General features: G+C 40.3%; 12 protein-coding genes. 3 read left to right on the top strand and 9 right to left on the bottom strand.

Annotation, left to right across the window (positions count from 1 at the left end; all coding sequences use genetic code 11):
* Positions 1-44: 44 nt before the first annotated feature.
* The 6 genes from DRW42_RS14555 to DRW42_RS14530 form a co-directional block, all read right to left on the bottom strand.
* A complete protein-coding gene (locus tag DRW42_RS14555) occupies positions 45-305 on the bottom strand; it encodes a hypothetical protein (RefSeq protein ID WP_113949549.1) in 261 nt (86 codons plus the stop codon).
* Positions 305-1420 carry a M42 family metallopeptidase gene (locus DRW42_RS14550; protein ID WP_113949548.1) on the bottom strand — a complete coding sequence of 372 codons (1116 nt, stop codon included), beginning with the start codon at positions 1418-1420 and terminating at the stop codon, positions 305-307. Before DRW42_RS14550 ends, DRW42_RS14555 begins: the two co-directional genes overlap by 1 nt.
* Positions 1421-1474: 54 nt before the next feature.
* Positions 1475-1888 (bottom strand): GNAT family N-acetyltransferase, encoded by a 414-nt coding sequence (locus DRW42_RS14545; protein ID WP_244215287.1) that lies wholly within the window; start codon positions 1886-1888, stop codon positions 1475-1477.
* A 2-nt stretch (positions 1889-1890) separates the two neighbouring features.
* On the bottom strand, positions 1891-2478 hold the full coding sequence (locus tag DRW42_RS14540) for a hypothetical protein (protein WP_113949546.1): 588 nt from the start codon (positions 2476-2478) through the stop codon (positions 1891-1893).
* Between the two features lie 16 nt (positions 2479-2494).
* The gene (locus DRW42_RS14535) at positions 2495-3652 is read right to left on the bottom strand and encodes an MFS transporter (RefSeq protein ID WP_244215286.1); all 1158 of its coding nucleotides are present in this window, start codon (positions 3650-3652) and stop codon (positions 2495-2497) included.
* Positions 3653-3842: 190 nt separating this feature from the next.
* Positions 3843-5384 (bottom strand): acyl-CoA carboxylase subunit beta, encoded by a 1542-nt coding sequence (locus DRW42_RS14530; protein WP_113949545.1) that lies wholly within the window; start codon positions 5382-5384, stop codon positions 3843-3845.
* 1166 nt (positions 5385-6550) lie between these two features.
* On the opposite strand from DRW42_RS14530, the gene DRW42_RS14525 reads away from it, so the two are divergent.
* The 3 genes from DRW42_RS14525 (at position 6551) to DRW42_RS14515 (ending at position 9273) form a co-directional block, all read left to right on the top strand.
* Complete coding sequence (locus DRW42_RS14525; RefSeq protein WP_244215285.1) at positions 6551-6853, top strand: hypothetical protein; 303 nt, start codon at positions 6551-6553, stop codon at positions 6851-6853.
* Positions 6854-7006: 153 nt separating this feature from the next.
* A complete protein-coding gene (locus DRW42_RS14520; RefSeq protein ID WP_113949543.1) occupies positions 7007-8614 on the top strand; it encodes a SulP family inorganic anion transporter in 1608 nt (535 codons plus the stop codon).
* Between the two features lie 2 nt (positions 8615-8616).
* Positions 8617-9273, top strand: coding sequence for a carbonic anhydrase (locus DRW42_RS14515; RefSeq protein ID WP_113949542.1), 657 nt, complete (start codon positions 8617-8619; stop codon positions 9271-9273).
* Positions 9274-9335: 62 nt separating this feature from the next.
* Here DRW42_RS14515 and DRW42_RS14510 read toward each other — a convergent pair whose 3' ends face one another.
* The 3 genes from DRW42_RS14510 to DRW42_RS14500 all read right to left on the bottom strand — a co-directional run bounded on the left by DRW42_RS14510 (position 9336) and on the right by DRW42_RS14500 (position 14425).
* On the bottom strand, positions 9336-9596 hold the full coding sequence (locus DRW42_RS14510; protein ID WP_113949541.1) for a hypothetical protein: 261 nt from the start codon (positions 9594-9596) through the stop codon (positions 9336-9338).
* Positions 9597-9813: 217 nt separating this feature from the next.
* The gene (locus DRW42_RS14505; protein WP_113949540.1) at positions 9814-11334 is read right to left on the bottom strand and encodes a RagB/SusD family nutrient uptake outer membrane protein; all 1521 of its coding nucleotides are present in this window, start codon (positions 11332-11334) and stop codon (positions 9814-9816) included.
* A 19-nt stretch (positions 11335-11353) separates the two neighbouring features.
* Complete coding sequence (locus tag DRW42_RS14500) at positions 11354-14425, bottom strand: SusC/RagA family TonB-linked outer membrane protein (RefSeq protein WP_113949539.1); 3072 nt, start codon at positions 14423-14425, stop codon at positions 11354-11356.
* Positions 14426-14561 lie beyond the last annotated feature (136 nt).

Below are 14561 nucleotides of genomic sequence, written 5' to 3'. Positions count from 1 at the left end.
GGCAGGCATTGCGCTGCGCTCCAGTCGAGATGACGGTCTTTTATTTAACTCTGTTTATTCGCTTTTTCTACCAGTTCTCGCTGATCGGTTAAATCTTTATAATAGAAATAAGCCGTAAATCCGAAAATAAGGATGATGTTACTGATTTTAAAACTATGATCGAGCCAGTAATCCAGCGGTGGCACATTACCACTATAGCTTTGCTTAATACTTGGCCATGAATTTGCCACAAAAACGATCAAAACAATCAGCAAAAACTTTAGTAAAGTTCTGATGACGATTTTTTTATAGTTTACTTTTTCCATTATTTAAATTCCCTGAAATCCTGTCCGTCGGTAATGTTCAGCAAACTTTCATAAATCAGGCTGATTACATTATCAACATCTTCTTTGTGTACCATTTCTACTGTAGTGTGCATGTAGCGTAGTGGCAATGAAATCAATGCCGAAGGTACACCACCATTTGAGTAAGCAAAAGCATCCGTATCGGTTCCGGTTGAGCGTGATGAAGCCTGGCGCTGGAAAGGAATATTATTTTTTTCAGCGGTTTTAATCAATAATTTATTCAGATTGGTTTGTACAGCCGGAGCATAAGAAACCACAGGTCCTTTACCTGCTGATAAATCGCCCTGGATATTTTTATTGATCATCGGGGTAGTGGTATCATGCGTTACATCGGTAATGATGGCCACATTTGGTTTAATGCGCTGCGCAATCATTTCGGCCCCGCGTAAACCGATTTCTTCCTGTACCGAGTTTACAATGTACAAACCGAAAGGAAGTTTTTTCTTGTTTTCTTTCAATAAACGTGCAACCTCGGCAATCATAAAACCACCAACACGGTTATCCAAGGCACGACCCACGTAGTAACGGTCGTTTAATACCATAAACTCATCTTCGTAAGTGATTACGCAGCCTACATGAATGCCCAGTTTTTCAACTTCTTCTTTTGTAGTACAACCACAATCCAAAAAGATGTTTTTTAACTCGGGTGCCTGTTCTTTTTCGCCATGGCGAGTATGGATGGCCGGCCAGCCGAATACGGCTTTAACCAATCCTTTTTCGGTATGGATGTTTACACGTTTTGAAGGTGCAATCTGATGGTCGGAACCACCATTGCGGATTACGTAAATTAAACCATCATTGGTAATATAGTTTACATACCACGAAATCTCGTCGGCATGAGCTTCAATAACTACTTTAAAACTGGCTTTTGGGTTAATTACACCAACAGCAGTACCATAATTATCGATAAAATGCTCGTCGATATAAGGTTTTAAATAGTTTAACCAGAGTTTTTGTCCTTCCCATTCGTAACCGGTAGGAGCAGGATTATTAATGTATTCTTCAAGAAACTGCAGCGATTTTTTGGTTACTACAGCATTGTGTTTCTTTTTTTCGTCGTCTTTTTTCTTAGCCATTTTAATAGATATGAGATTTGAGTATTCAGATTTGAGACATCATACTCATTTAACTTAACTTGATAATTCTTTTTCCATCACCACAAAATCGTTCCCATCTTTAAAAAAGGTTTTATCGGTTTCGTGGAAGCCAAATTTAAAATAAAATTCTTTAGCATTTACACGGGCATTGCACCATAGTTTTGTCGCTTTCTGAATTTTACAAAAATCAAGTATATAATCCATCAGCTGTGAACCTAAGCCCATTTTTTGCGCTGAAGGAAGAACGGCCAGTTTCCTGAACTGATAAATATCCCCATCCTGAAAAAGCGAAACCACGCCTGTTAATTGATGATCGAGGTATAATCCAAAATGGATGCCATCAAAGTCATCTTTCAGTTTTACAATATCAAAAGGCTGATCAGGATACATGGTTTCGTGCCTGATGCGCCAGGTTAGGGATGGAAATATCTGTTCAATCTGGACCATTCTTATAATAAAAAGTTAAAACCGATTTTTCCGCCGATGTCGAAATGTGTTTCCGAGCGGGCGATTACGATTGCAGGGCCAAGTGCCAGCTCGAAATTTATCCATTTGCTTGCCGCGGCCTGAAAACCCCACTGGGGCATAATATTATATTGGTTACTGATACCGGTTTTGGGCGGAAAGATTGCCAGAAAATCAACACCCACGTAACCCGCTGCATTGTTAATGGTTCTTCTGCCTTTTTTTACCCTCCTTTCAAAATTATAATAATGCTTGAAACCTGCATTTAAAGAAGGGTAGATTTTAAAATCTGTTTCTGTATGGGAATTAAAATTATAATTGTTGTCGATTGTGAATGTTGTTTGGTATATAAAACTTCCTATAAGGCCTGCCGCACCATAAAAGGTAACTGTTTTGGAAACGCGCTGTTCTCTTTCATAACTCAGCCCGATGAGGCTTAACTTTAGTTTGTTCAAAGATTTTACCTCTGTTGGTTGATCTACCTTTGTACTATCCTGTGCGCTTGCACTTCCAAGAATAAATGTACAGATAATGAGGACAAATAGTGTTTTGATTGCGTTTTTAGACTTCATGAAATTTATGGTTTGATTATTTGTTTTTTCTTCCGTAAAACTGATAAATTAACATGTTCAGGACGATAATTGCGGTCATGCCATAGCAAAACAATGCCCAGCCACCCTGCCCCCATAGCCATAAGCCTAGGGCCGAGCCACAGCTGGCACCGATAAAGCTAACCGACATAAAAATGGTATTCAGCCGGTTTCTTGCTTCGGGTATCAGGGTGTAAATACGCGTTTGGTTGGTTACGTGTATGGCTTGCTGACCGATATCGATTAGTACAATGCCGATTACAAAGAGGAATAAATGCTTGCCGGTAAAATAAAACAAAGCGATGCTCACAATTTGGAGGATAAAACCAATCATCAGGTTTTTACGGGGATTATTGCCATCGCTCAGTTTTCCAACCAAAGGGGCAGCTAAGGCACCGGCAGCGCCGGCAATACCAAATAAACCGATCTGTAGGGTTTGGAAACTGAACGGCGGATTGGCCAGGAAAAGCACCATGGTAGTCCAGAAAGCACTTATAATGGCAAAAGCCAAAAAATTAATGAGGGAAGTTTCTCTTAAAGCAGGTTGTGTTTTAATGTAGCTAAACATCGATCGCATCAGTTCTTTGTAGGTTCCCTTAAATGCAGGGTAACTTTGCGGAAAACGTTTGGCCATTAAAAAAATCAATAAACCACAAATGGCAGCGGCGATGTAATAAACCGCTCTCCAGCCTAACCAAAAACCAATACTTCCACTTACCGCCCGCGAGGCTAAAATACCCACCAGTAAACCACTCATAATCATACCGATGTTTGCACCACGGTTTTCATCTGTACTTAAATTAGCGGCGAGGGGCAAAATTAATTGAGGAACAATGGAGCAGGTACCAATCAGGACCGAAGCTACCTCCAGGATTAAAAAACTGTGCGAAAGTGCAGCAACCAAAAGGGCCAGAATAGCCAGTCCGGTAATTACAAGAATTTGTTTTTTACGCTCAAACATATCGCCCAGTGGTACCAAAAGGAAAAGGCCAAGGGCATAACCAATCTGCGTGAGGTAAGTAATTCTACCCGCATTGGTTTCGGTGAGGTTAAAATCCTTTGCAATCAGGATTACCAAAGGCTGGCAGTAATAAATGTTTGCAACAATGAGGCCGGTGCAAAAAGCCATCAGGAGGATATCGGCTCGTTTTAACATGTAGGATTATGTAAGATGTAAATATGTAAAATGGATGATGGAGTTAAATATGTAAGATGTATAATGTAAAACGGGTGATGGGAAATTAGTTCATTATCCATCTTACCTCATCCATAATATGTAATATGTAAAACGGGTGATGGGATTTTAGTCCATTATCCATCCTACCTCATCCATCTTCCATCATTCATTACAAAGGTATATTTCCGTGTTTCTTTCTCGGATTGTTTACCACCTTATTTTCTAACATCTTAAAAGCTTTTATCAACTTTATGCGGGTTTGCCCTGGTTCGATCACTTCATCAACAAAGCCACGTTCTGCGGCACGGTAAGGGTTGGCAAAGATATCGGAATACAGTTTTTCTTTCTCCAGCCATTTTTCTTCAGGGTTTTCGGCCGAGGTAATTTCTTTTTTAAAGATAATTTCTGCGGCACCTTTAGCACCCATTACGGCAATTTCGGCACTTGGCCAGGCGTAGTTCATATCGGCACCAATATGTTTACTGTTCATTACATCGTAAGCTCCGCCGTAGGCTTTCCGGGTAATTACGGTAATGCGGGGTACTGTAGCCTCGCTAAATGCGTACAATAATTTGGCGCCGTTAGCAATAATGCCGTTCCACTCCTGATCGGTGCCGGGTAAAAATCCCGGAACATCTTCAAATACCAATAATGGAATATTGAAACAATCGCAAAAACGTACAAAGCGGGCTGCTTTGGTCGAAGAATTGCTATCTAAAACACCTGCCAGATAGGCTGGCTGGTTTGCTACAATACCTATGCTTCGGCCCGCTAAACGTGCAAAACCCACCACAATGTTTTCTGCATAAGCGGCATGAACCTCTAAAAAGCTATCGGCATCGGCAACGGCACTAATTACCTCGCGGATATCGTAAGGCTGCGAAGCATTTTCGGGCATAAAAGTATTCAGCTCCGGCCGGCTTTCGTCAGTGGTTTCGTAAGGTAAATGACCGGCTATTTCCTCGCAATTCTGCGGCATATAGCTCAATAATTTTTTTACATGATTAATGGCATCAATCTCATTGGCACAGGCAAAATGGGTAACACCCGATTTTGTGGCATGCGTGCTGGCACCACCCAATTCTTCAGAAGTTACTTCTTCGTGGGTTACCGTTTTTACCACATTCGGGCCGGTAACAAACATGTAAGAAGTGTTTTCTACCATCAGAATAAAATCGGTAATGGCGGGAGAATATACCGCTCCGCCGGCGCAAGGACCCATGATTGCCGATAGCTGCGGAATAACACCCGATGCCTGAACATTTTTATAAAAAATATCGGCATAACCACCTAAAGATACCACACCCTCCTGGATACGGGCACCACCACTATCGTTTAAGCCGATTAGCGGAGCGCCATTCTTCATGGCCATATCCATCAGTTTACAGATTTTTTCGGCATGGGTTTCAGATAACGAACCTCCAAACACTGTAAAATCCTGGGAGAAAACATAGGTTAAACGCCCGTTAATGGTACCATAGCCGGTTACCACCCCATCGCCAAGGTATTTTTCACGTTCCATACCAAAATCGGTACTGCGGTGGGTAACCATCATGCCAATTTCCTCAAAACTGCCCTCGTCCATTAAAAAGTGGATACGCTCGCGGGCCGTGAGTTTACCTTTTTTATGCTGAGCGTCTACACGCGCCTGTCCGCCGCCAAGGTGGGCCTGGTTAATTTTATCTTTAAGTAGTGCTATTTTCTTATCCATTGCTGAGGCTATGAGATTTTAAAATTAAAAATTACCAGCGGTAATGCAAGGTTTGTGGGATGTAATTTTATCCTATACCTCGCAGGTTTTTAAGATCTGGGAGGTATAAACAGAAAGTTAAAATGAAACTTGTTAATTTATAATTGATTTGGGCGTTCCCCTTTCCCGATGAAAAATCGGGAAAGGGGCGGGCTTTTCAGGGCTGCGCTTCGCTGCGGTACCGATGAAAAATCGGTACTAAACCCTTACAATCCCTAACGCAAAACCCACCGTTTCATGAATAGACCTCGCATGTTTCGAAAACCTGCGAGGTCTTTGTGCGATTGGTTTGTATATCTTTGGCTAATGCTCGTTTTTAACGAGCGTTGAATAGTTTACCGTTTAAAACGATAAAATCGTTTAGCTATTTGTGCACTCGTTAGAAACGAGCGCAAGCGCTGTATGTAATGTTTCGGGTTGCTTGGTATCCTCATAGGCCTTATTGAAGGCTATGTCATTTAAAAACCTGCGAGGTTTGAATACCGCAATATTGTTGCTTGCCCTTGTTAAATAAACCCGATAGGAGCGAACACGTAGTGCAACGGAGTAAAGCGTATAGCGGGACTGAGCCACCGTTGGTCGGGATTTGTAATCCCGTCTGTATGAACCGTGGATTTTTAATCCACCGTTAAATAGTTTACCGTTTAAAACGATAAAATCGTTTAGCTATTTGTGCACTCGTTAGAAACGAGCGCAAGCGCTGTATGTAATGTTTCGGGTTGCTTGGTATTCTCATTGGCCTTATTGAAGGTTATGTCATTTAAAAACCTAAGAGGTTTGAATACCGCAATCTTGTTACTTGCCCTTGTTAAATAAACCCGATAGGAGCGAGCACGTAGTGCAACGGAGTAAAGTGTATAGCGGGACTGAAGCCGCCATAAAAACGGAACCCCTCATTTCCAAAAAAATGATCAGAACAATTAAGGAAATGGATGATATGATCCTGATACTTTAAACATGCGAAGTGTTAACCCATGGCGTTATTTTTGTTATATTACATTTTTTTTACAGCCTGTTGCATTGAAAAACAAATTATCCGTTTATTTTTGTAAACGGTACACATTAGAACCGCATTAGAATTTTAGATGTTTTTAAGAAAATACAAATATTTGATCGTTACCTCCTTCATGTTCATCTTCATGGCGAAGATGGGTATTTCTGGTGCGCCGGTATTTTGTACAAGTATTGACAAAGAAATTATGAATGCCGTAATCATGCAGATTGAGTTAGAGCATGACGGCGGCAAGGATACCGCCAAAGACACCGCAAAATTTACCGATTTCAAATTGGTAGAACTCAACCATCCGATATTTGCTTACGAGTTTTCTTCGAGCCACTTCATTCTGAAGAGCAGTTTCATCGAACATTTTAAAAGATATGTAGATCCATATCATCCCACTGTTCCAACACCGCCACCCAACTTTATCTAGTAATTAGTATTTGGGGTAAAAATTGCCTGCTTAATAGTATTGAGTGCTATTGCCATGATTAAAATTTGATGGAATACGCAAATCCTTTCTATAGCCTGGTTTTTGTACCCCTGCGATTTTATTCGTTAAAATTTACCAGATAATTATATCGTTATGCAAAAGTTTAACCCGGCCTTTTCAGGTTCGGATGTGAAGAAATATATTCTTAAAAAGAATTTAAAGAAAGATTTACCTGCAAGTATTGTAGTGTTTTTAGTGGCATTGCCATTGTGTTTAGGTATTGCACTAGCCTCGGGTGCACCGTTGTTTGCAGGTTTAATAACCGGCATTATAGGAGGAATTGTAGTTGCCTCCTGCAGTGGTTCGCAACTGAGTGTGAGTGGCCCGGCTGCGGGTTTAACTGTTATCGTGCTGGGAGCCATTACCTCTTTGGGCAATTATCAAACCTTTTTGCTTGCTGTGGTGCTGGCGGGTGTATTCCAGTTGATTTTAGGTCTGGTTAAGGCAGGCACGATTGGTAATTATTTTCCTTCGAGTGTAATTGAAGGGATGCTTGCCGCCATCGGACTGATTTTGATTTTAAAACAGTTACCACATGCATTGGGTGTTGATACCGATTTTACGGGCGACGAGGGTTTCTTTCAACAGGATCACGAAAATACTTTTTCTGCAATTACGGCAGCCATCAGTCATTTTAGCCTGGCTGCAGTGGTAATCAGTTTATTATCGATAGCTATATTATTAATTTGGCCTAAATTTCCGAAACTGGCTGTAGTGCCTGCTCCATTATTAGTGGTAACCCTGGGTATTTTGGGTACACTATTTTTTGCAGGTACCGATCATCCGCTACGTGCCGATCAGATGGTGAAAATTCCGGTGGTTAACGGCTTTAGCGAATTTGCCGGTTTGTTTACCATGCCCGATTTTTCGCAACTGGCCAATAAAAACGTTTACATTGTTGCGTTAACGATTGCGATTGTTGCCAGTTTGGAAACCTTACTGAGTATTGAGGCTGTAGATAAAATTGATCCGATTAAACGTGTAACCCCAACAAACAGAGAACTGATTGCGCAGGGCATAGGAAACATTACCAGCGGTATGGTTGGCGGTTTGCCAATGACCTCGGTAATTGTACGCAGCTCGGCCAATGTTAATGCTGGCGGCAGAACTAAAATGTCGGCTATTTTTCATGGTACCTGGCTGTTGTTATCCCTGTTGTTTATCCCGGGTTTAATTAACATGATCCCGTTATCTTGTTTGGCAGCCATTTTATTGGTAACAGGTTATAAATTAACCCGTATCAGCCTGTTTAAACACATGTACCATAAGGGCTGGGACCAGTTTGTACCGTTTGTAATAACTGTTGTAGCGGTTTTATTTACCGATTTGTTAAAAGGTGTTGCGGTTGGTATGCTGGTTTCTATTTTTTACCTGCTACGTACCAATATGCGTAATCCCTTCTTTTACAGAATTTCGAACGAAGGGGATAAAAAGAACATCAGGATTAAACTGGCAGAGGAGGTTTCCTTTTTAAACAAAGCAGCGATACAGGTAGTTTTAACGAATATTCCAAAAGAAACCAATGTAATTATTGATGGTTCAAATGCAAGATATATTGATCCGGATGTATTGGAAACTATTTACAATTACAAACATAATGCTTATACAAAAGGTATTATCGTAACGTTAGAAAACATAGAGAAACACTATTCTGTACCAAAATTGAATATAAAAGTAGAAGAAGACATTAATAAATTATAATTATGTGCGCAAAAACAATAGATACGAAAGATATCACATACGATAGCTTATTACAGGGAAATAAAGACTGGGTTAAAGATACCATTGACAGTGACCCTGCTTTTTTTGATAAATTATCTGCAGGTCAGGCCCCACCGGTTTTATGGATCGGATGTTCTGATAGCCGTGTGCCTGCCAACCAGATTACCAATACCAGGCCGGGAGATATTTTTGTACACAGAAACATTGCCAATGTGGTGGTGCATACAGATATGAACCTGCTTTCGGTACTCGATTACTCGATTAATGTTTTAAAAGTAAAACATGTGATCGTTTGCGGCCACTATGGTTGCGGCGGAGTTAAGGCTGCATTGGGTGATAAACAGGTAGGATTGATTGATAACTGGTTGAGGAACATCCGCGATGTATACCGTTTGCACGATCAGGAACTGGCCAATATTCAGGATCCTGATCAAAAATTCGATCGTTTGGTAGAATTGAATGCGATTGAAGGCGCAGCCAAAGTAATGAATACATCAATTGTTCAAAGTGCATGGGCTAACGGACAGGAATTATCTGTACATGCCTGGGTATACAGCTTAAAAACAGGTTTGATTAAAGATTTAGAGGTAACAACCAGAAGTCTTGATGATGTTTCGCCTGCTTTTAAGGTAAGTTAAAACGCCAGTTAGGTGTTATTTTTTAGTTGTTAGGAAAAGCTCCCGATTTTACATCGGGGGCTTTATTTTTTTGTACTGTTGGGCATATTGCCGGCCTGGCCTTTATTGCCTTTTGCGGCATCTTCCCTCGCTTCTTCAGAACCAAAATCGCCCATTCCAAAATCCCTGCCCAGGTTGCCTGCTTCAGTTTCTACCGTACTTTTCTTTTCATTATCATTGCTGCGGTGACGTGGCACCTGCTGTTCGGGCATATTCGTTTTATCTGCAGCATTGTCTGCATTTTTATTGCCTAAATTTTCATTATTATCTTTTGTGCTTTCCATAATCTTAAGTATTAACTATTGATATAGAACAGTACAGTTGTAGATTGGTTTTTGTTTATTTAAGAGTAATTTTTGAGTTCTTCTTATATATCAAGGTTAGGCCTTTTTGTTATATGATGGATTTACATACCATCAGCTATCCCCATCCCTGCCATCAGCCATACATAAATATTGAAAATATACGCCAACCCAACTCCGGGCTGACGTATATTTTTTATTAATATTGCGGATTTTGTTGTAGTTGTTTGTTCTTATCCAGCTCACTTTGTGGGAATGGTAGTACATTGTTTTTCTCTCCAAATTTCAATGGTACACCTCCTGGGTTTTTGAGCGGTGCCAATTTTGGTTCCATCAGATTTCTTCTTTTCAGATCGTAATAACGCTGTCCTTCCAGTGCCAGCTCAATTCTTCTTTCATGGAGAATAAAATCCCTGAGTTTATCTTTTGAATTATATATGATTTGATCTACCGGTGGCATTTCGACACTTTTTCTTGTTCTGATTGCATCCAAAGCATTATAGATCGTTGCATCCGGGCCGCTTATTTCATTTTTAGCTTCTGCAAACATGAGTAAAACATCGGCATAACGTAAATGGATGATGTTTTGATCGGTAAGTGGCGTTTTGGTCCGATCGAAAGGAAGCTTCGAAAGATCTATATATTTTTTCTGTGAGTAGGTAGTTAATAATGGATCTGATTCATTAAATATCGAGCCATCCGGATTGATGTATTTTTCGGTAGGTACTTTTATCGTAAATTTTAAACGGGGATCTCTGTTGGTATATGGGTCGGCAGAATTATAACCTGAACCGGCTTCAGTAATCATTTTTCCGTTATTCATTTCGTACTCATCAACCAGGTTTTGGTACGGAGCTATCGAACCATACCAGCCAATTTCAACCAGTACACCTTCATCACCCTGGGGATTATTAGGAGAAAGATATTTGGTTGAAAATATGATTTCGGGATTATTTTGTTGCGTTGCGGTAAGAAAAAGATTAGGATAACCTCCCTGGTAAATTTGATATTTGCCACCGGCAATTACAGCATTGCAAAACTCTAATGCTTTCTGCCAGTTTTGTTCGGCAAGATAAACTTTAGCCTGAAGTGCCTGTGCACTACCTTTTACGGCATGCCCATTATACGGAACATCTGGTAAGCTGGCAACTGCAAAATCGAGTTCATCATGTACAAATTTTAACACTTCTTCTTTTGTGCTTTTTTTGATTTTTGAATCTTCAACCGTTTGTGGCGCTGTTTTGTATACAATTACACCACCAAAAGCCTGTGCCAGCTCGAAATAAAACATGGCCCTCAGAAATCTGACTTCAGCTTTATAGGTAGTTTTAGAAGCCTCGGTGATAGGCGCTTTATCTACATTATCAAGAAAAAAATTGCAGCCTGCTATGCCCTGATAGGGAATTGCGTAAAAAGCGCTCGGCACATTACTGGAGTTTACGATGCCCTGCGTTAAATTACCAAAACCGTAAAAAGAGTGCCTATCCAGTGCATTATCAGAATAGGTATCGAGCCATAATTTCCGGTGACCTAAAAAGCCATTTTGCAGACGTTTATAAACGCCTGTTAAGGCCAGTTGTACATCTGAATCGGTTTTCCAGAAAGCACCGGCAGATATTGCTGTGGTAGGGTCTTTATCCAAAAAATCCTTTTGGCAGGATGTTAATAATCCAATTATAATCAGTATGATTAAAGATATGTTGGTTTGACGTGTTTTCATTTTATTTTTCTTTAACAGATTAAAATTTAACCTTTAAGCCAGCGGTATAAATCCGAAGTTGCGGGAACTGGGCAAATCTGCCAGAACCAGCTCTTTCGGGGTCATTTCCTTCATATTTTGTCCAGGTAATCAGGTTGTCGCCCGAAACATATATGGTTATGCCTTGTGATGCTATTTTTTTTGCAATTTTTTCAGGCAGCGTATAAGAGAGGTATAGGTTTTTCAACCGTAAGTACGAGGCATCCTGTATAAAATATGTTGAAGAATATCCCGATACACCTTGATAACCTGTAAGATATACTGCTGGTACTGTATTGCTTGGATTGGTTGGCGACCAGGCATCTAAAAATTTTGAAGGTGGAGCAGAACCCTGCATAAATGGCTCATATCCCCATTGGCTAACCTGTACCTTTTGACCTTGTACGCCCTGAAAAAATGCACTTAAATTAAAACCTTTATAAGCTGCATTTAAACCAAATGAATAAGTGAAATCAGGGAATCTGCTGATGCGGATCCTATCTTCCGGACCCACTGTGCCATTTCCATCAACATCTCTGATCTTTAAGTCGCCAGGTTTTAATACCCCTGAGCTAGGCTGTTTAGGAGAAGCGTTAATTTCTGCCTGACTTTGGAAAATTCCGATCCAATCGTACACAAAAAAATTATTGTATGGTTGCCCTACCTCAAATGTGCCCAGTGTTTCGGCCAGTACTTTGGTTACCTTATTTCTATAACTATGAAATATAAAATTTGCACCGTAGGTAAACTCGCCGATTCGGTTTTGGTGCCTCAGTTCTATCTCAATGCCCTTATTTGTCATGGCACCTGCATTAACAATCGGGGAGGTTAAACCAACACTTGCAGGTAAATCAGCACGTTGCGCCAATATATCGGTAGTATTTTTGTTGTACCAGCTTACAGTTGCACCAAACAAACCTTTAAAAAGATCAAAATCCAACCCGAAATCGGCTATTGCCGTTTTTTCCCAGCGTAAATCTTTGGTAGTTAAACGTGTGAGCTGTACGCCTGAGCTTAGGCCAGTAAACGGGTAACTTGTTAGAGGAAGTATATCCTGATAAGGATAATAGTTGGCACTACCATCAGGGTTTGTAATTTCCTGATTGCCGAGAACTCCGTAAGAGGCTCTTAACTTTAAATTGTCGATCCATGAAATATTGTCTTTAATAAAACTTTCTTCAGATATTTTCCAGGCAGCCGATCCACCACCAAAAGTGCCCCAGCGGTATCTTGGATCTACCCTTGAAGTACCATCATACCTGATATTTCCTTCTAATAGGTATTTTCCTTTATAGTCATAATTAACCCTGCCAAATAACGATTGTAAACCCCACTCGAAAGAACTACCGTTAAGGGTTTGGTTGATTGGCGAACTTCCGTCTAGTTCCATAATGGTGTTGTTCGGGAAATCGAAGCGATTGCCACCGATACTGGTACTGCGGTTATCCTGTTGCTCGTATCCTGCTAATGCGCTAAAATTGTGTGCATTGGCAAATGTTTTATTGTAATTAAATGTACTGTAAAGCGTTTTGGTAATGTTTCTGGCAGAACTTTGCCGTAAACCAACAAAATTGGGATTGCCGTTGCTAACCTGCTCATAAATTCCGCTTGCGTTTGGTTGATATGCAAAAGATGGTGAGCCAAACTGACGGTTCCTAAAATCCTGGTTAAAAAAAGTAATTGCCGCTTTTGTGGTCCACTTTAAACCTTTCAGAATATCTACATCAACATAAGCCTGTGCATTAACATTATAATTTTTGGTAAACTGGCCACCTGTATTATATACCTCTTCTACCGTTCTGTTTGTTCCTCCACTCGAAACATAGTCTCTGCTGGCAACTCTACCACTTCCATCAGGTAAGAAAGGCTTAAATGTAGGTGCTGATGCATAGGCAAGCAATAACAAATCATCGTTGGTTAACCAGGGTGCTTTAAAATCTTCATAAGAGAAATTTACATTGGTGCCAACTTTTACCCTGTTGTGTACCCGGTTGGTATAATCTAATAGCGCGTTGTAACGCTTATATTTATAACCTTTGGTTATCGCGTCCTGATCGAGATAGTTTAATGATAAGTTATACGTGCTTTTATCTGTACCGCCAGAAAATCCAAGGTTATGGTTTTGGATAGGGCCTTTACCCAATACATAATCAAGCCAGTTAAAATTTGGGTACTGTTCGCTGTTGGGGTTATTCCTGTAAGCATCAATCTGTGCCTGGGTGTATTGGGCGGGCTGTCCGCTTCTGGCTTTGGCCTGATTATACATTTCCATATACGTAACCGAATTTGTAATCAGGTCCGGATATTTTGTTGCGTAACTAAGGCCATAATTACCATTGTATTCAATTACATTGGTGCCAGCCTTGCCCTTTTTAGTAGTTACCAATATTACGCCATTGGCCGCTCTTGCACCGTATATGGATGCAGAAGAAGCATCTTTTAAAACCGTTACACTTTCAATATCATGTGGCGATAAATTACTCATTGTACCAATAACACCATCTATCAGCACTAAGGGGTTGGGTGAAGCACCCGTTGAACCAAAACCCCTGAGCCTGAAATTAGCGCCATCTCTACCGGGTTCGCCTGTAGATTGTACAACATCCAACCCACTAACCCTTCCCTGTAATAAATTTTGTACATTAGGTATAGGCCGTTCCGTTAGGGTTTTACCAGTTACTGTAGAAACGGAACCTGAAAGATTGATTTTCTTTTGTGTTCCATAACCCACTACAATAACTTCATCGAGGTTATTATCGCTTTCCTGCAGGGTGATGTTCAGTTTTTCGAGGTTTTGGATCGTAATCTGTTTACCGGCGTAGCCGATCATTGTAACCTCCAGTTTATTGCCTTTTTCTCCGGAAATGCTAAATTCACCATTGCTGTCTGAAATGGTTTTGCTCCTTTCTTTTGAACTTAGATTTGTAACTGTAGCGCCTGGTAAAGGTTGATTTGTAGTATCAAAAATCTGCCCTTTTATTATCGTTTGCGCCCTGGCATTATATATGCATAAGCAAATTGTAAATACTGTTAAAAAACAATGCCAACCCATTTTTTTTAGTTCCGACTTCATAATAGTTTAATTTGGTTTATATTTCGATTAATTATTTTAAATCGTATTCACTACTAAGTCCATGTTGGCATATTGCGCATGCCATTGATGGTTTTGTGGGATATTAAAAAACGGGATATTTCTAAAGCATTTTTTA

The organism is Pedobacter miscanthi, from assembly GCF_003315595.1.
GTDB classification, from domain to species: Bacteria; Bacteroidota; Bacteroidia; order Sphingobacteriales; family Sphingobacteriaceae; genus Pedobacter; species Pedobacter miscanthi.
This window is presented reverse-complemented; position numbering and strand designations above follow the sequence as displayed.